Source organism: Amycolatopsis sp. (genome assembly GCF_035276945.1).
Taxonomy (GTDB): Bacteria; Actinomycetota; Actinomycetes; order Mycobacteriales; family Pseudonocardiaceae; genus Amycolatopsis_E.
Map to the genome: position 1 here is coordinate 1 of NZ_DATELF010000181.1, position 16784 is coordinate 16784.

13 protein-coding genes and 1 pseudogene are annotated in these 16784 nt (G+C 70.2%); 7 read left to right on the forward strand and 7 right to left on the reverse strand.

Annotation, left to right across the window (positions count from 1 at the left end; genetic code table 11):
* The 5 genes and pseudogenes from VJT49_RS33145 to VJT49_RS33165 form a co-directional block, all read left to right on the forward strand.
* Positions 1–254: pseudogene (locus tag VJT49_RS33145) on the forward strand (type I glyceraldehyde-3-phosphate dehydrogenase); the annotation flags it as partial.
* 10 nt (positions 255–264) lie between these two features.
* The gene (locus VJT49_RS33150; protein ID WP_324168933.1) at positions 265–1464 is read left to right on the forward strand and encodes a phosphoglycerate kinase; all 1200 of its coding nucleotides are present in this window, start codon (positions 265–267) and stop codon (positions 1462–1464) included.
* Entirely contained in the window at positions 1464–2252 is a 789-nt protein-coding gene (tpiA, locus tag VJT49_RS33155; RefSeq protein WP_324168934.1) for a triose-phosphate isomerase, read from the forward strand. Before VJT49_RS33150 ends, tpiA begins: the two co-directional genes overlap by 1 nt.
* Positions 2253–2383: 131 nt before the next feature.
* The gene (gene secG / locus VJT49_RS33160; protein WP_033292761.1) at positions 2384–2614 is read left to right on the forward strand and encodes a preprotein translocase subunit SecG; all 231 of its coding nucleotides are present in this window, start codon (positions 2384–2386) and stop codon (positions 2612–2614) included.
* Positions 2615–2719: 105 nt separating this feature from the next.
* Positions 2720–3061 (forward strand): RNA polymerase-binding protein RbpA, encoded by a 342-nt coding sequence (locus VJT49_RS33165; RefSeq protein WP_324168935.1) that lies wholly within the window; start codon positions 2720–2722, stop codon positions 3059–3061.
* 84 nt (positions 3062–3145) lie between these two features.
* On the opposite strand, the gene VJT49_RS33170 is transcribed toward VJT49_RS33165, so the two are convergent.
* From VJT49_RS33170 to tkt, 7 genes are all read right to left on the reverse strand, one after another.
* Positions 3146–4345, reverse strand: a complete 1200-nt coding sequence (locus tag VJT49_RS33170) for a sensor histidine kinase (RefSeq protein ID WP_324168936.1) — start codon at positions 4343–4345, stop codon at positions 3146–3148.
* A gap of 232 nt (positions 4346–4577) precedes the next feature.
* The gene (pgl, locus tag VJT49_RS33175; RefSeq protein ID WP_324168937.1) at positions 4578–5360 is read right to left on the reverse strand and encodes a 6-phosphogluconolactonase; all 783 of its coding nucleotides are present in this window, start codon (positions 5358–5360) and stop codon (positions 4578–4580) included.
* 40 nt (positions 5361–5400) lie between these two features.
* Positions 5401–6399: a glucose-6-phosphate dehydrogenase assembly protein OpcA gene (gene opcA, locus VJT49_RS33180; protein WP_324168938.1), complete on the reverse strand. Its 999-nt coding sequence runs from the start codon at positions 6397–6399 to the stop codon at positions 5401–5403.
* A gap of 43 nt (positions 6400–6442) precedes the next feature.
* Positions 6443–7972, reverse strand: a complete 1530-nt coding sequence (zwf, locus tag VJT49_RS33185; RefSeq protein WP_324168939.1) for a glucose-6-phosphate dehydrogenase — start codon at positions 7970–7972, stop codon at positions 6443–6445.
* 163 nt (positions 7973–8135) lie between these two features.
* Entirely contained in the window at positions 8136–9809 is a 1674-nt protein-coding gene (locus VJT49_RS33190; protein ID WP_324168940.1) for a glucose-6-phosphate isomerase, read from the reverse strand.
* Positions 9810–9813: 4 nt separating this feature from the next.
* Positions 9814–10923, reverse strand: coding sequence for a transaldolase (gene tal / locus VJT49_RS33195; RefSeq protein ID WP_324168941.1), 1110 nt, complete (start codon positions 10921–10923; stop codon positions 9814–9816).
* A 16-nt stretch (positions 10924–10939) separates the two neighbouring features.
* Positions 10940–13039: a transketolase gene (gene tkt / locus VJT49_RS33200; protein WP_324168942.1), complete on the reverse strand. Its 2100-nt coding sequence runs from the start codon at positions 13037–13039 to the stop codon at positions 10940–10942.
* A gap of 282 nt (positions 13040–13321) precedes the next feature.
* Here tkt and VJT49_RS33205 point away from each other — a divergent pair, with 282 nt between their 5' ends.
* Both VJT49_RS33205 and VJT49_RS33210 read left to right on the forward strand, forming a co-directional pair.
* Entirely contained in the window at positions 13322–14284 is a 963-nt protein-coding gene (locus tag VJT49_RS33205; RefSeq protein ID WP_324168943.1) for a heme o synthase, read from the forward strand.
* 54 nt (positions 14285–14338) lie between these two features.
* Entirely contained in the window at positions 14339–16687 is a 2349-nt protein-coding gene (locus VJT49_RS33210; protein ID WP_324168944.1) for a HelD family protein, read from the forward strand.
* Positions 16688–16784 lie beyond the last annotated feature (97 nt).

Sequence of the window (16784 nt, forward strand, 5' to 3'; positions counted from 1 at the left end):
CGACCGCCGAAGAGGTGAACGAGACCTATCGCTCGGTCGCCGACAAGGACAACTACGAGGGCATCCTCCGGTTCACCGACGAGCCGCTCGTGTCGACGGACATCGTCCATTCGTCGTACTCGTGCATCTTCGACGCCGGCCTGACGAAGGTCATCGGCAACCAGGTCAAGGTCGTCGGCTGGTACGACAACGAGTGGGGCTACTCCAACCGCCTCGCCGACCTGGTCAAGCTCGTCGGCTCGAAGCTCTCCTGAGACTGCGCCCATGGCTCTCAAGACGCTGGAAGATCTGCTGGACGAGGGCGTTTCCGGCAGGTGCGTCCTGGTGCGCGCCGACCTGAACGTCCCCCTCGACGACTCGACGATCACCGATGACGGCCGGGTGCGGGCCGCCCTGCCCACCATCAGGCGGCTGGCCCAGGCCGGCGCCAAGGTGATCGTGGCGACGCACCTCGGCCGCCCCAAGGGCGCTCCCGACCCCCGGTACTCGCTGCGCCCGGTCGCCGGCCGGCTCGGCGAACTGCTCGGTGCCGAGGTCAAGCTCGCCGGGGACGTGGTGGGCCCGGAAGCGAAGTCCCTGGCCGGCTCGCTCGCGGACGGGTCGGTGGGCCTGCTGGAGAACGTGCGGTTCGACCCGCGCGAGACCAGCAAGTCCGACACCGAACGCGCGGAGCTGGCCGCCGAGCTCGCGGCCCTGGCCGAGGCGTTCGTGTCCGACGGTTTCGGCGTGGTGCACCGCAAGCAGGCGTCGGTCTACGACGTGGCGCGGATACTGCCCGCCTATGCCGGCGACCTCGTGCTCAAGGAGCTCGACGTGCTGCGCAAGCTCACCGGCGACCCCGTACGGCCGTACGTGGTCGTGCTCGGCGGGTCGAAGGTGTCGGACAAGCTGGCGGTGATCGAGGCGCTGCTGCCCAAGGTGGACAAGCTGCTCATCGGCGGCGGCATGGCGTTCACCTTCCTCGCCGCGCAGGGCCACGACGTCGGCGGTTCCCTGCTGGAGACCGACTTCGTCGAGACCGCGCGCAAGCTGCTCGACGAGCACGGTGAGCAGATCGTGCTCCCGGTGGACGTGGTGATCGCCGAGGCACTCGCCGCGGACGTCGAGGTGCGCACGGTCCCGGCCGACGCCATCCCGGCGGGGTGGAAGGGGCTGGACATCGGTCCGCGCACGGTCGAGTTGTTCGCGAAGGTGATCGCGCAGGCGAAGACGGCGTTCTGGAACGGGCCGGCCGGCGTGTTCGAGCTGGCTCCGTTCGCGGCGGGCACCCGCGGCGTGGCCCAGGCCATCGTGGACAGCGACGCGTTCAGCGTGGTCGGCGGTGGTGATTCGGCGGCCGCGGTCCGCCTGCTCGGCCTGCCCGAGGACGGGTTCTCGCACATCTCCACCGGTGGCGGCGCGTCGCTGGAGTTCCTGGAGGGCAAGGACCTTCCGGGCGTAGCGGTGTTGGGCGGAGAGAACTGATGGCGCGTAAGACGCTGATCGCCGGCAACTGGAAGATGAACCTCAACCACCTCGAGGCCATCGCGCTCGTCCAGAAGATCGCGTTCTCCCTGCCGGAGAAGTACTACGCCAAGGTGGACGTCACGGTCCTCCCGCCGTTCACCGACATCCGCAGCATCCAGACCCTGGTCGACGGGGACAAGCTGCTGCTGACCCACGGGGCCCAGGACCTGTCCCCGCATGACTCCGGCGCCTACACCGGGGACGTGTCGGGGCCGATGCTGGCCAAGCTCGGCTGCACGTTCGTCACGGTGGGGCACTCCGAGCGCCGCGAGTACCACCAGGAGGACGACGAGCTGGTCAACAAGAAGGTCCGGGCGGCGATCAAACACGGGATCAGCCCGATCCTGTGCGTCGGCGAACGCCTGGAGGTGCGCGAAGGGGGCAGGCACGTCGAGCACAGCTGCGAGCAGCTGATCGCCGGGCTCAAGGGCCTCAAGGCCGACCAGGTCAAGGAGAAGGTGGTCGTCGCCTACGAGCCGGTCTGGGCGATCGGCACCGGCCGCGTCGCCACCGCTTCGGACGCCGAAGAGGTCTGCAAGGCGCTGCGGGAGACGCTGGCCGGGAAGTACGGCGGCGAAGTCGCCGACGCGGTCCGCGTGCTCTACGGCGGCTCGGTCAAGTCGGGCAACATCGCCGAACTGGTGGCCTGCGACAACATCGACGGTGCCCTGGTCGGTGGCGCGAGCCTGCAGGCCGACGAGTTCACCAAGCTGTGCGCCCTGGCCGCCGGGGGACCGCTGCCCTGAGCCACGCGGGCGGCGAGTAGTCTGTCAACCTCAGACCGTCACACTGTACGGGCTCCCCTTTGCGGGTGACGTAGGATCGGGCTACCGCCGTAAGAGCCTGCTTCGTCCGATACGGAACAACAGAGGAAGAAATGAAGCTGTTCCTGCAGATCCTGTTGATCGCGTCCAGTGTGCTGCTGGTGGTCGCGGTATTGCTGCACCGTGGGCGTGGTGGCGGGTTGTCCTCGCTGTTCGGAGGCGGGATGCAGTCGAGCCTGGCGGGGTCGAGCGTGGCCGAGAAGAACCTCGACCGCATCACCCTGTTGCTCGGTGCGATCTGGTTGATCAGCATCGTGGGTCTTGGTCTGCTGCTGAAGGTGTGATGGAACCTCTGGGCGCGGCAAGGCGTTCGCGTTCTCGGAGGGCCCTTGAGTGAGCACGGGCGTGCCTATTGGGGGGTGCGCCGCCAGACAACACTGTGAGGATTCATGGTTGGCGGTAATGCGATTCGCGGTACCAGGGTCGGTGCCGGTCCTTCCGGTGAGTCCGAGCGCGGCGAGTCCGCGCCGCGCCGCCGAGTGTCCTACTGGTGTGCGAACGGGCACGAGTCGCGTCCTTCGTTCGCCCTGGACGCCGAGATTCCGGAGGAGTGGGACTGCCCCCGCTGCGGGCTGCCCGGCGGTCAGGACGAGGAGAACCCGCCCGCCGCGCCCCGCACCGAGCCGTACAAGACCCACCTGGCATATGTGAAGGAGCGGCGCAGTGACGCGGACGGCGAGGCCATTCTCGCCGAGGCGCTCGAACGGCTCCGCCAGCGCCGCCAGATCTGAAACCACCACAGATCTGCCATCCCCAAAACGAACGCGAACGGCAGGGCACTGACCCACCCGAGTGCCCTGCCTGTCCGTGTGCGCTCAGCTCTTGAGCGGATATCTGGCCCGGACCCGGAACCCGCCGTCCTCGGTCGGCGAGGTCTCGAAGCTGCCACCGAGCAACCGGGCCCGTTCGGCCAGCCCGGTGAGCCCGTGCCCACCCGAGGGCAGTGGGGTGACCGGCCTCCGGGGCTTGTCGTTGCGTACCTCCACGTTCAGTGTGTCATCTTCGCCCAGGATCAGCACCGTCGCGGCCGCGCCCGGCGCGTGCTTGCGGACGTTGGTCAGGCACTCCTGCACCGTGCGGTAGGCGGCCGCGGAGACCTTGGTGGGCAGCTGTTCGGGGACCCTCTCCACGGTCAGCCCCACCTCCACCTCGCTTCCCTTGAGCAGCTGGTCGAGTTCACCGATCCCGGGCTGCGGGCCGTCGTCCTCGGCACCCGAGCGCAGCACGCCGACCAGTGATCGGAGCTCTTCGAGGGTGCGGGTGGACAGCTGCCGGATCACCCGGGCGGTGCGCTGGGCCTCTCCGGAGTCCGGTGTCGCCGCCAGCACCCCGGCCTGCATGGCGATCAGCGTGATGTCGTGCGAAACGACGTCGTGCATCTCCCTGGCCAGCCGGGCGCGTTCCTCGGCGCGGACCGCGTCGTCACGAAGCTTGCGCTCGCGGTCCCGGCTGGCCGCGAGTTCGCCGAGTTTCTGCGAAAGTTCGGCCCGCGCTCCGATCAGCAGCCCGATGGCGATCGGCATGCCGGCGACCAGCACCCCGTAGATCGCGTCGATGGCGTGTTCGCGCCAGCTCAGCGCGGCGAAGTCGGACAGTGGCCACTGGATGAACCGGCAGGCCCAGACCAGTGCCGCGCCTACCCATACCTGCCAGTGCGTCTGTTTGCGGGTGGCCAGCATGCCGAGCGCGATCATCGCGGCCAACTGCGACCAGCCGGTCAGGAATCCCGGCACGGTGGCCAGCACGACGATGAACGGCAGCCACCGCCGGAAAACCAGCGCCAGGCAGGCGAGTCCGGAGAAGATCAGCGAGTAGGTCTGCGCCTTCTCCGGGATGACCAGCCACACATCCAGTGCCGCGAGCAGGACCGCCATCGCGTCGATGGCCAGCGGCATCCACGTTTCCCGTTTGAGCAACGCTGCCCAGCGAGGGGGAATTTGTTCCCGTCTCCGGTCGGCGGCCCCCGCGCCGGGGCCGCCGACCGTGATTCCGATGGAGAGTCCCTCTGTGCTCATGCTCGGACCTCACTCGTCCTTGTCGACTCAGACGATGAGACTGCGGAAAAGATCCGATGGGACGCGTAGTGACCGACAAATGTGCGGATGCTAACGCGAACGTGTACAGCGCCGGTAAATCACACTTACCGTGACGAAAAAGGCGTCGTTCCCGGCGTTCGCCTTGCTCCGGATGGGGGTTTGATACTGGGGCATTCGGCGCGCCGAACACACCGAAAGCCCCAGCCGGAATTCACGCGATCGGGGGGAGGTAGACGTGCGAGAGTTTGGCGGCCGCGAGACGGTCGATGAGCCAGAGGGTCCGGCGCCGGCCTCGCGCGCCGGCGACCGGTACCTGCACCTCACCGGCTCCGGCCAGCGCCAACGCGACGGCGTCGGCTTTGGCCTCCCCGGTCGTCATCAGCCACACGTCGTGCGCCCGGCGGATGGCGGGCAGGGTCAGCGAGACCCGGGTGGGCGGCGGCTTCGGGCAGTTGCGCACCGCAACCACCGGCCGCTCGGTCTCGTAGACCGCCGGGGATTCCGGGAACACCGAAGCGGTGTGACCCTCGCCACCCAGCCCGAGCAGCATGATGTCGAAGCCGGGCACGTCCCCGTGGTCCTCGGGCTGAGCGTTCTCGGCGAGTACCCGCGCGTAGGCCTCGGCGGCCGCATCGGGGTCGTCGCCGAACTCACCGTCGGAGGCCGCCATGGCGTGCACGCGGTTCGGATCGACCGGGACATGGTCGAGCAGGGCCTCGCGAGCCTGCTTCTCGTTGCGCTCGCCGTCGCCCGCGGGCACGAACCGTTCGTCACCCCAGTACAGATCCAGCCGCGACCAGTCCACCGCGTCACGCGCGGGGGACCGGCGCAGCTGTTCGAGCACGGCGATCCCGGTGCTGCCGCCGGTGAGCACCAGCGACGCGGACCCCTTCGCCGCCTGCACGTCGACCAGCCTGGTGACCAGGCGCGCGGCCGCGGCGGCCGCGAGGAGCCCGGGATTGGCGTAGACCACGACCTCGGAATTGCCGGTCATGCCTTCTCCGCGGTTTCGCGCGCGACCGCGATCGTTTCGCTCATTTGGCGTTGGTCTTCACAGTCGTCTTGCCGCTGCCGGACTTCTTCGCGGGCTTGGCACCCTCCGCGGGCTTGGCGGCCCCGTTGGCGAGCTTGTCCAGGCCGTGCAGCGCGGCCTCGTAGACCTCGTCCGGGTCGAGCCGCCGCAGCTCCTCGATCAGGCAGTCCTTGGTGCTGCGGCGGTGCAGCGCGATCCGCCGGGCGGGCTGGCCGGGTTGCGTCAGCGTGCCGACCTTGCCGTCCGGCCGGAACAGCTCCACCGGGCCGGACGCACGCTCCAGCGACACCGACTGGATGCCCTGCGCGGTCGCTGACTTCACCCGCTTCACCGGCACCCGCAGGTACTCGGTCAGCCAGCCGGCGAGCAGTTCGGTGGACGGCGAGTCGGCCTCGCCGGTCACCGTCGCGCCGGTGATCTTCTCGTACGGCGGCAGATCCAGCGCGGCCACCAGCTGGGCCCGCCAGTTGGTCAGCCTCGTCCAGGCCAGGTCGGTGTCCCCGGCCTCGTAGGCCTTGCGGCGGGTGATCAGCGCGCGCACCGGGTTCCGTTCCGCGGCGGAGTCGGTGATGCGGCGCTGTGCCAGCTCACCGAGCGGATCCTGGGCCGGCGCCTTCGGGCCCGCGCTGGGCCACCAGGTCACGATCGGCGCGTCCGACAGCAGCAGCGGCACGACGGCGCTCTGGCCCTGGCTGGCCAGCGGCCCGTACAGCCGCAGGACGATCACTTCGCTGGCGCCGGCGTCTCCGCCGACCCGGATCTGGCCGTCGATCCGGGCCGCGGCCGTCCGCGAACCGCGCGCGACGACGATCACCCGGCACGGGTGCTCCCGGCTGGCTTCGTTGGCCGCGTCGATGTGCTCCTCGAGGTGCTCGCCGTCGTCGTCGACGATCACCAGGGTGAGCACCCGGCCGAGTGCCACGGCGCCACCGCGTTCCCGGATCTCGACCAGCTTGCGGTTGACCTGCGAAGTCGTGGTGGAGGGCAGGTCGATGATCATGGACGCCCCAGTCCTTTCCGCGTGGTCCTGCTTCGGTGCACGCTCATGGCCTTCTCCAGTTCCGGCCGGACCGGGCGAGCATCGCGTCCGCCGAAGGCGGCCCCCAGCTGCCGGGCGCGTACGGTTCGGGCGTGCCGTGCTTGGCCCAGTGTTCCAGGACCGGGTCGAGGATTTCCCAGGACAGCTCGACCTCGTCGTTCACCGGGAACAGTGAAGGCTCGCCCAGCAGCACATCCAGGATGAGCCGCTCGTACGCCTCGGGGGAGGACTCGGTGAAGGCATGCCCGTACCCGAAGTCCATCGTGACGTCCCGGACCTCCATCGTGGTCCCCGGCACCTTCGAGCCGAACCGCAGCGTCACGCCCTCGTCCGGCTGTACCCGGATGACCAGCGCGTTCTGCCCCAGTTCCTCGGTGGAGGTGCGGTCGAAGGGCAGGTGCGGGGCCCGCTTGAACACGATCGCGATCTCGGTGACCCGCCTGCCCAGCCGCTTGCCGGTGCGCAGGTAGAACGGCACGCCCGCCCACCGGCGGTTCTCCACCGCCAGGGTGACCGCGGCGTAGGTCTCCGTGGTCGAGTCCTTGGCGAACCCGGCCTCCTGCAGCAGCCCGGGTACCTTCTTGCCGCCCTGCCAGCCGCCCGCGTACTGCCCGCGCGCCGTGGTCTCGTCGAGGGGCTGCAGCGGCTTGGTCGCCGACAGCACCTTGATCTTCTCGGCGCGCAGCGCCCGCGGCTCGAAGGAGACCGGCTCCTCCATCGCGGTGAAGGCGAGCAGTTGCAGCAGATGGTTCTGGATCACGTCGCGGGCCGCGCCGATGCCGTCGTAGTAGCCGGCGCGGCCACCGAGGCCGATGTCCTCGGCCATGGTGATCTGCACGTGGTCGACGTAGTTGGCGTTCCAGATCGGCTCGAACAGCTGGTTGGCGAACCGCAGCGCCAGGATGTTCTGCACCGTCTCCTTGCCGAGGTAGTGGTCGATGCGGAACACCGACTCCTCGGGGAAGACGTCGTTGACGATCGCGTTGAGCTCCCGGGCGCTGGCCAGGTCGTGCCCGAAAGGCTTCTCGATGACCACCCGGCGCCAGCTGTTTTCGTCACCGTTGGCCAGGCCGGAGCGGGCGAGTTGCTTGGTCACCACCGGGAACGCGCTCGGCGGGATCGACAGGTAGAACGCCGTGTTGCCGCCGGTGCCGCGTTCGGTGTTGAGCTCGCGCACCGTGTCGGCGAGCCGGTCGAACGCGTTGTCGTCGTCGAAGGAGCCCTGCACGAAGCGGATCCCCTCCGCGAGCCGGTGCCACACCGACTCTCGGAACGGGGTGCGCGCGTGCTCGGCCACCGCGTCGTGCACCAGCTGCCCGAAGTCCTCGTGCTCCCAGTCCCGTCGGGCGAAGCCGATCAGCGAGAAACCGGCGGGGAGCAGGCCGCGGTTGGCCAGGTCGTAGATCGCCGGCATCAGCTTCTTGCGGGACAGGTCACCGGTGACCCCGAAGATCACCAGGCTGGACGGCCCGGCGATCCTCGGCAGCCGCTTGTCCCGCGGATCGCGCAGCGGGTTGCTCCACCGGTCGCTCACTGTTCCTCCTCCGCGAGTTTGCGCGCGACCGCGATCGTGCCGGCAGGGCGCACGTGCGGTTCCTGACGAACGCCGGGAGGCAGGGCGCCCCGCCGCCCTGACAGCGGAGCGGGACGCGCCCGGTGGCCGGCGTGGTTGCCGCGGCCGATTGACGCGGAGCGACTCATCGTGTGCCGACCTCCTGTACCGCGCGAACCACATCGGCCAGGCCAGCGGCCCGGTCGGTCAGGTGCAGCCGCAGCACCGGCCTCCCGTGCTGGGTGAGCACCTGGGCGTCGCCGAGCGCCTGCGCGTGCTGCAGCCGGCCCAGCGTGTAGGGGCGGCCCGGCACCTCGAGGTCCGTTTCGGCGTCACCGGTGAGCTGGAGGAAGATGCCGTTCTGGTGACCGCCCTTGTGGTACTGGCCGGTCGAGTGCAGGAACCGCGGGCCCCAGCCGAAGGTGGTCTGCAGCCCGGTGCGCTTGGCCAGTTCGGACCGCAGCACCGCGGCGGAGGCGTCGTCGAGCCGGTCCAGGTACGCCTGTATGGCGAGGTAGCCGTGCTCCGGCGCGGTGCCGAGGAATTCGCGGAGCGCGTCGACGAGCGTGCCGCCCACCCGTCGCCCACCGCCGCCCTCAACGGAGGCGCCCCGCGCCACTGTATCGGCATCAACTCCCGCCGGAACGAAGATCTGCACCGGACCGTCCACAGCGGACGGTGCCTCGCCGCCCGACAGCTTGGCCGGGTCGTTCAGCAGGTCGCGCGCGGCCTGCTTGGCGGCCTCCACGTCCGGCTGGTCGAACGGGTTGATCTCCAGCAGCCGTCCGGCGATCGCCGTGGCGAACTCCCACAGCAGGAACTGCGCGCCCAGCGGACCCGCCGTCGCGATCTTGGCCGGGCCCGCGGCGGGGCCGATGGCGACCGGGGTGGCGTCCGGGCCGGCGTCGGCGAAGCCGGGCGCCTCGGGGCTGGCGACCGCCACCGGCAGCAGGCCGGTGCCCTGCTTGCCGGTCGACTCGGCGATCAGCTGCTCTGCCCAGTCGGCGAACCCCTTGATACCTGAACCGCTGTCCGCCAGTACGACCTTTTCGGCGCCGTCGTCGTGGGCGGCGCCCCACGCGGCCGCGAGTTGCAGAGCCGGGTTGCTCGCGTCATCGGCGGCCAGCAGCGGCGCGACGGCCGCGGCCTGGTCGAGCAGCCGGGCCACGTCGGCACCCGCCAGCCCGGCGGGAACCAGCCCGAACGCGGTGAGCGCCGAGTAGCGCCCGCCGACGTGCGGGTCGGCCAGGAACACCTTGCGGTAGCCCTCGGTCCCGGCGAGTTCGGACAGCGGCGAGCCCGGGTCGGTGACCACGACGATCCGGCTCGACGCGTCTATCCCGGCATCGGCGAAGGCCTTGGCGAAGATCCTGCGGTGACTGTCGGTCTCGACGGTGCCGCCGGACTTCGACGACACGACCACGACCGTGCGCTGCAGGTCGCCCGCGAGCGCGTCGGCGACCTGGCCGGGGTCGGTGGTGTCGAGGACGGTCAGCGGGACGCCGGTGGTGCCCGCGATCACCTCGGGGGCCAGCGACGATCCGCCCATCCCGGCGAGCACGACACGGTCCACCCCCCCGCCCCGCAACTCTTCCCGAAGTGCCTCGATCTCGCCGATCAGGGGGCGCGAGGTCTTGTGCAGCGTGGTCCAGGACAGCCGGATCGAGGCCTCGGGCTCGGCCCCGGCACCCCACAGCGTCGGGTCCTGCGCGGCGAGCTTGCTCGCCACCTGGTCGGCGGCGAGCTTGTCCACCAACGGCGCGGCTTTGGCCGCGAGCTCCCCGTCGACGATCTGGACAGTGGTGTCTTCCCCCGGCATCGGCTCAGTCCTTCGCCTTCTCGAGCTGGCCCGAAACCGTGTCCAGCAGCTCCTGCCAGGACTTTTCGAACTTCTCCACGCCCTCGTCCTCCAGGGTGCGGAAGACGTCCGGGATGTCGATGCCCACGGCCGAGAGCTGGTCGAACACCTCCTGTGCCTGGCGGCCGGTGCCGGTGACCTTGTCGCCACCGACCTGGCTGTGGTCGGCGACCGCGAACAGGGTCTTCTCCGGCATGGTGTTCACGCTGCCGGCGACCACCAGTTCGTCCACGTAGCGAGTGTCCGAGTAGGACGGGTCCTTCACGCCGGTGGACGCCCACAGCGGCCGCTGCGGGCTCGCGCCCTGCGCCTTCAGCGCCTGCCAGCGCTCGGTGGCGAACAGTTCCTCGTAGGCGGCGTAAGCCAGCCGCGCGTTGGCGATGGCGGCCTCACCGCGCAGCGCCTTCGCCTCGCCGCCGCCGATCTGGTCGAGGCGCTTGTCGACCTCGGTGTCCACACGCGACACGAAGAACGACGCCACCGACTGGATGGCACGCAGATCGTGGCCGTTGGCCTTGGCCTGCTCGAGCCCCGCGAAGAAGGCGTCGATCACCTTGCGGTACCGCTCCACGGAGAAAATGAGCGTGACGTTGACGCTGATGCCTTCGGCCAGGGTCCGGGTGATCGCGGGCAGGCCCTCCTCGGTGGCCGGGATCTTCACGAAGATGTTGGGCCGGTCCACGGTCTTCCACAGGTCCTGCGCCTCGGCCACCGTCTTCTCGGCGTCCTTGGCCAGGCGCGGGTCCACCTCGATGGACACCCGGCCGTCGACGCCCCCGCTGGCGCGGTACACGTCGCGGAACAGGTCTGCGGCGTTGCGCACGTCGGTCGTGGTCAGTTCGCGGACGGTGGCGGACAGGTCGGCGCCGCGGGCGGCGAGCTCGCGGACCTGCGCGTCGTAGGACTCACCCCTGGACAGGGCGTTGGCGAAGATGGTCGGGTTGGTGGTGACCCCGACGACGTGCCGGTCGCGGATCAGCTCGGCCAGGTTGCCGGTGTCGAGCCGTTCCCGGGACAGGTCGTCGAGCCAGATGGACACCCCGGCCCCGGCCAGTTGCGCGAGTCGGTCGGTCATGGCTGGTCATCCCCTTTCAGTTGGTGGAATTGGCGAGCGAGCGGCGGGCGGCGTCGGCGACGGCCTCGTCGGTGAACCCGAACTCGCGGAACAGGGTCTGGTAGTCGGCCGAAGCACCGAAGTGCTCGATCGACACGATCTCACCGGCGTCGCCGACGAAGCGGTACCAAGGCTGGGCTATCCCGGCCTCGACCGCCACCCGGGCCTTGACGGTGGAGGGCAGCACCGACTCCCGGTAGTCCTCGTCCTGCGCGTCGAACCACTCCACACACGGCATCGACACGACCCGGGTTCGAATACCCTCCGCTTCCAGGGCCTTCCGCGCGGCGACGGCGATCTGCACCTCGGAGCCGGTGCCGATCAGCACCACCTGCGGGTCGCCGTTGGAGGTGTCCTCGAGCACATAGCCACCCCTGGCCACGCCCTCCGCGGAGGTGCCTTCGAGGATCGGCACGTTCTGCCTGGTCAGCGCGATACCGGACGGGTGGTGGATGTCCTCCAGCACGGCCTTCCAGGCGGCCGCGGTCTCGTTCGCGTCCGCGGGCCGGACCACGTTCAGGCCCGGAATGGCGCGCAGCGACGCCAGTTGCTCGATCGGCTGGTGCGTCGGGCCGTCCTCGCCGAGGCCGATCGAGTCGTGCGTCCACACGTAGATGACCGGCGCCTTCATGATCGAGGCCAGCCGCACCGGCGGGCGCATGTAGTCGCTGAAGATGAGGAAGGTGGCGCCGTACGGGCGGGTGCCGCCGTGCAGCGCGATGCCGTTGAGGATCGAGCCCATCGCGTGCTCGCGGACACCGAAGTGCAGCGTGCGACCGTACGGGTTGGCGTTCCACATCTTGGTGGAGGCCTTCTCGGGGCCGAAGGAGTCGGCGCCCTTCATCGTGGTGTTGTTGCTCTCCGCCAGGTCCGCCGACCCGCCCCACAACTCGGGCAGCACGTCCGCGAGCGCGGACAGCACCTCACCGGAGGCCTTGCGGGTGGCGATGCCCTTGCCGCCCGGTTCCCAGCTGGGCAGGTTGTCCGCCCAGCCCTCGGGCAGGCCGCGGGTGGCCAGCCGGTCGGCGAGGGCCTTGCGCTCCGGGTTGGCCGCGGCCCACGCCTCGAAGCGCTCCTGCCACTCGGCCCGCCACTGCTTGCCGCGGTCGATCGCCTTGCGCGTGGCGGCCAGCACCTCGTCGGAGATCTGGAAGCTCTTCTCCGGGTCGAAGCCGAGGATTTCCTTCACCGCGGCGACCTCTTCGGCGCCCAGCGCGGCGCCGTGCGCCTTGCCGGTGTTCATCTTGTTCGGCGCGGGATAGCCGATGATCGTGCGCAGCAGGATGAACGAGGGCCGTGGGTCCGCCTTGGCCGCCTTGATGGCCTCTTCGATCGCGACGACGTCCTCGCCGCCCTCGACGACCTGGACGTGCCAGCCGTAGGCCTCGTACCGCTTGGCGGTGTCCTCGCTCAAGGCGATCGTGGTGTCGTCCTCGATGGAGATCTTGTTGTCGTCGTAGAAGACGATCAGGTTGCCCAGCTCCTGGCGCCCGGCGATGGAGGACGCCTCGGAGGTCACGCCCTCCTCGATGTCGCCGTCGGAGGCGATCACGTAGATGTGGTGGTCGAAGATGCTCTCGCCGGGAGCGGGCGCGGGGTCGAGCAGGCCGCGCTCACGGCGGGCGGCCATGGCCATCCCGACCGCGTTGGCCAGGCCCTGGCCCAGCGGGCCGGTGGTGGTCTCCACTCCGCGCGTGTGCTGGTACTCGGGGTGGCCGGGGGTCCTGGAGCCCCACTTGCGCAGTTGCCTCAGGTCCTCGAGTTCGAGCCCGTAGCCGGCGAGGAACAACTGGATGTAGAGAGTCAGGCTGCTGTGGCCGGCGGAGAGGATGAACCGGTCACGGGCGGGCCACTCGGGGTCGGCGGGGTCGTGCCGCATGACCCGCTGGAAGAGCGTGTACGCCAGCGGCGCCAGGCTCATCGCGGTGCCGGGGTGACCACTGCCGCAGTTCTCGACGGCGTCCGCGGCGAGCACCCGGATGGTGTCCACCGCCCGGGTGTCGAGGCCGGTCCAGTCGGCGGGCACGTTCCGCCGGAGCAGAGGGTTGTTCTCGCTGATGGTGGCGGTTTCGGACACTGAACTCGAACTCCCGGTGCTAGTCGTAGTGACGGTTGCTGTTTCTCGCGCAGGCCCCACTCATCTCAATCGATCCCGAAGAGGCGGTATTCCTGCTCGGGGCGCGCGGGCCCAACCACAACCGGCGCCCCCGGCGGCCAGCCTAGTAGGTCGGCTACCCGATGAGGGTGTGACCGACACCCTCCAACCCCCAGGACAAGCGCCGGAATCGGGCGCGATTACGATCTGTGGCGGTGCCGGCTTTCCGGCGGGCGCCTGCCGAACCCGAACCCAGGGAGCGAAATGTCGTTGGTGAACGCTGCGCACCGACGCAGTGACCACACCAGCGCTGCGCGGCCCAGCGGACCCCGGCGGGTCCGCCAGCTCGTCGGCGCCTATGTCGCGCTGACCAAACCGCAGGTCATCGAACTGCTGCTGGTCACGACCATCCCGGCGATGTTCCTCGCCGGGCGGAGCATCCCGTCGCCGCTGCTGATGCTGGCCACGCTGGTCGGCGGGGCGATGGCGGCGGGCAGCGCGAACGCGCTCAACTGCGTGATCGACGCGGACATCGACAAGGTGATGAAACGCACGCGGCGCCGCCCGCTGGTGCGCGACTCGGTGCCGCGGCGGAACGCGCTGGTGTTCGGGCTCGTCCTCGGCGTGGGTTCGTTCGTGATGCTGTACTTCACGGTCAACCTGCTCGCCGCGGCGCTCGCGGTCGCCACGATCCTGTTCTACATCTTCGTCTACACGCTGGTGCTCAAGCGGCGCACGGCGCAGAACGTCGTGTGGGGCGGCGCGGCCGGCTGCATGCCGGTGGTGATCGGCTGGGCCGCGGTGACCGGCACGGTGCAGTGGCCCGCGTTCGTGATGTTCGGGGTGATCTTCTTCTGGACGCCGCCGCACACCTGGGCGCTGGCCATGAAGTACCGCGAGGACTACGAGCGCGCGGGCGTGCCGATGCTGCCCGTGGTGGCCACCCCCGAGCACGTCGCCCGGCAGATCGTCGTCTACTCGTGGGTCATGGTCGGCTGGACGCTGCTGCTCCTGCCCGCGACGAGCTGGCTGTACGCGGCCTTCGCGGTGCTGGCCGGCACCTGGTTCCTGTTCTACGCCCACCGGCTCTACGCCCAGGTCCGAAGCGGGGTGCCGGCCAAGCCGATGGCCCTGTTCCACCGGTCCAACACCTACCTCATGATCGTGTTCTGCGCGCTCGCCGTCGACTCGGCGATCGGCCTGCCCGCGATCGGCCTGCCCTTCTGAGTCCCGGCGCGGGAATTCACGCGCCGGTAAAGTCGTTGGTTCACCGGCCGATCGATGTGCGCGAGCGAAAGTGGGTTGCCGTTGTCCCTGTCGCCGGACCGCGAACCAGAGAACGCGACCGAACTGAAGGCGGAGCAGGACTACGTGTCCATGCTCTACCGCAGACTCGACGCCGAACGTGAGACGGCGCAGCGGAGGCTCACCGACGCGCTGGGCCAGGCGGGTGGTACGCCACAGGCCCGCACCGAGCGGGACGTCTCGTCCACGATGTACTCCGAGCGCCTCGCCCAGCTCACTTCCGTCGAGCAGGGGTTGTGCTTCGGCCGCCTCGACTTCCATGAGGGCGATGTCGCCTACATCGGCAGGCTGGGGCTGTTCGACGAGGAGCGCGACTACGAACCGCTGCTGCTGGACTGGCGCGCGCCGGCCGCCCGGCCGTTCTACCTGGCCACCGCGGCGTCCCCGGAGGGCGTCCGGAGACGCCGCCACATCCGGACGCTGAGCCGCCGCGTGGTCGGGCTCGACGACGAAATCCTCGACCTGCACGCCGCCGACCAGGGTCACGACCTCGGGCTCGCCGGGGAAGCCACCCTGCTGGCCGCCCTGGAACGCCGCCGCACGGGTGAGATGAGCGACATCGTCGCCACCATCCAGGCCGAGCAGGACCGGATCATCCGCGACGGCCTCAACGGGGTGCTCGTCGTGCAGGGCGGGCCGGGCACCGGGAAGACCGCCGTCGCCCTGCATCGCGCCGCCTACCTGCTCTACACCTACCGCCGGCAGCTGGCCACCCGCGGTGTGCTGGTGGTCGGCCCGAACAGCACGTTCCTGCGTTACATCGGCCAGGTGCTGCCGTCCCTCGGCGAGACCGGCGTGCTGCTGTCCACCATCGGGCAGTTGTACCCCGGGGTACGCGCCACCGGGCAGGATTCCCGTGAAGCGGCCGAAATCAAGGGCCGGGCGGCAATGGCCGGCGTGCTCGCCGAGGCCGTGCGGGACCGGGAGCAGGTGCCCGAGGACGTGCTGCAGGTGGAGTTCGACGGCGGCGTGCTCGCCCTCGACCGGGTCACCTGCGAGCGCGCCAGGGCGAAGGCCCGCGCCACGCTCCGCCCGCACAACGTGGCTCGCCGCGTGTTCGTCGAAGAGCTCCTGGAGGTGCTGGCCGAGCAGGCCGCCGGGCGGTTCGAAGTGGACCTCTTCGAGGGCGTCGACGAGATCGCGCTGGAAGAGGGGGAGACCGCGGACGCGCCGGTGCTCGACGCGGGCGACCGGGAGGAGATCCGCGCCGAGCTGGCCACGTCCGGGACGGTGCTCGCCGCGCTGGATTCGTTGTGGCCCAAGATGACCCCGCAACGGCTGCTGCGCGACCTGTTCGCGTCGCCGGACCGCCTGGTGGCCGCGGCCGGCTGTCTGCTCACCGCCGCCGAACGCGAGCGCCTGGCGCGTCCGCCCCGGTCCCCGTGGACCCCGGCCGACGTGCCACTGCTCGACGAACTGGCCGAGCTGCTCGGCCAGGACGACACCGAACAGCGGGCCGCGCGCGAGCGCCGGGAGCGTGAGGAACGCGCCTACGCCGAAGGCGTGCTGCACATCCTGGAGCAGGACGAGGAGATCATCGACGAGGAGATCCTGCGGGTCGCCGACATCCTCGACGCCGAGCTGTTCGCCGAACGCCAGCAGCGCCGCGGCGAGCTGACCGCCGCCGAGCGGGCCGCCCGCGATCGCAGGTGGACGTTCGGGCACGTGATCGTCGACGAGGCGCAGGAACTGTCCCCCATGGACTGGCGGTTGCTGATGCGGCGCTGCCCGAGCCGGTCGATGACGCTGGTCGGCGACGTCGCGCAGACCGGTGCCCCGGCCGGTGCCTCCGCGTGGCAGGAGGTGCTCGGCCCGCATGTCGGCGAACGCTGGCGGCTGCGCGAGCTGACGATCAACTACCGGACGCCGACGGAGATCATGCTCCTCGCCGCGGCCGCGCTGGCCGAAGTGGACGCGCGGCTGCGAGTGCCGGAGTCGGTGCGGGAAACCGGGGTCGTGCCCTGGCAGTGCCGGATACCAGGCGCCCGGATACGCTCCATTGTGGACGATGAGCTGGCCGCCGCGGACGGGGGCACGGTCGCCGTGCTGTGCCCGGAGAACCGGCTTTCCGAGTTGCGTGGCGAACTGCCCGGCGGCGACCGGGTGTCGCTGCTGTCCGTCGGCGAGGCCAAGGGGCTGGAGTTCGACGGCGTGATCGTCGTGGCGCCGGAGGAGATCGTGGCGGGCTCCTCGCGCGGCTGGAACGACCTGTACGTGGCGCTCACCCGCGCGACGCGACGGCTCGGAATCGTCTACACCGCAACGGAGTTGGCAGTTTTGGCCGACACGTTGGCGAATTCACGGGGCGGCACTGGGGACCATTGAGCGCCAGCGCGGCGGCAGCGGCGTAAACAAGGCGTTCGCTTTGTCGCGCCCTGGCGATGTCATCGCGTGGGCGCGCGAGATCGCCGAAAGAACGGGG

Bases quoted from the DNA above. Each gene is read 5' to 3' on its own strand.
- opcA (WP_324168938.1), bottom strand. From the start codon at position 6,399: ATGATCATCGACCTGCCCTCCACCACGACTTCGCAGGTCAACCGCAAG.
- VJT49_RS33170 (WP_324168936.1), bottom strand. From the start codon at position 4,345: ATGAGCACAGAGGGACTCTCCATCGGAATCACGGTCGGCGGCCCCGGC.
- VJT49_RS33210 (WP_324168944.1), top strand. From the start codon at position 14,339: ATGTGCGCGAGCGAAAGTGGGTTGCCGTTGTCCCTGTCGCCGGACCGC.
- tal (WP_324168941.1), bottom strand. From the start codon at position 10,923: ATGACCGACCGACTCGCGCAACTGGCCGGGGCCGGGGTGTCCATCTGG.
- VJT49_RS33150 (WP_324168933.1), top strand. From the start codon at position 265: ATGGCTCTCAAGACGCTGGAAGATCTGCTGGACGAGGGCGTTTCCGGC.
- tpiA (WP_324168934.1), top strand. From the start codon at position 1,464: ATGGCGCGTAAGACGCTGATCGCCGGCAACTGGAAGATGAACCTCAAC.
- pgl (WP_324168937.1), bottom strand. From the start codon at position 5,360: ATGACCGGCAATTCCGAGGTCGTGGTCTACGCCAATCCCGGGCTCCTC.
- VJT49_RS33165 (WP_324168935.1), top strand. From the start codon at position 2,720: ATGGTTGGCGGTAATGCGATTCGCGGTACCAGGGTCGGTGCCGGTCCT.
- VJT49_RS33190 (WP_324168940.1), bottom strand. From the start codon at position 9,809: ATGCCGGGGGAAGACACCACTGTCCAGATCGTCGACGGGGAGCTCGCG.
- secG (WP_033292761.1), top strand. From the start codon at position 2,384: ATGAAGCTGTTCCTGCAGATCCTGTTGATCGCGTCCAGTGTGCTGCTG.
- VJT49_RS33205 (WP_324168943.1), top strand. From the start codon at position 13,322: ATGTCGTTGGTGAACGCTGCGCACCGACGCAGTGACCACACCAGCGCT.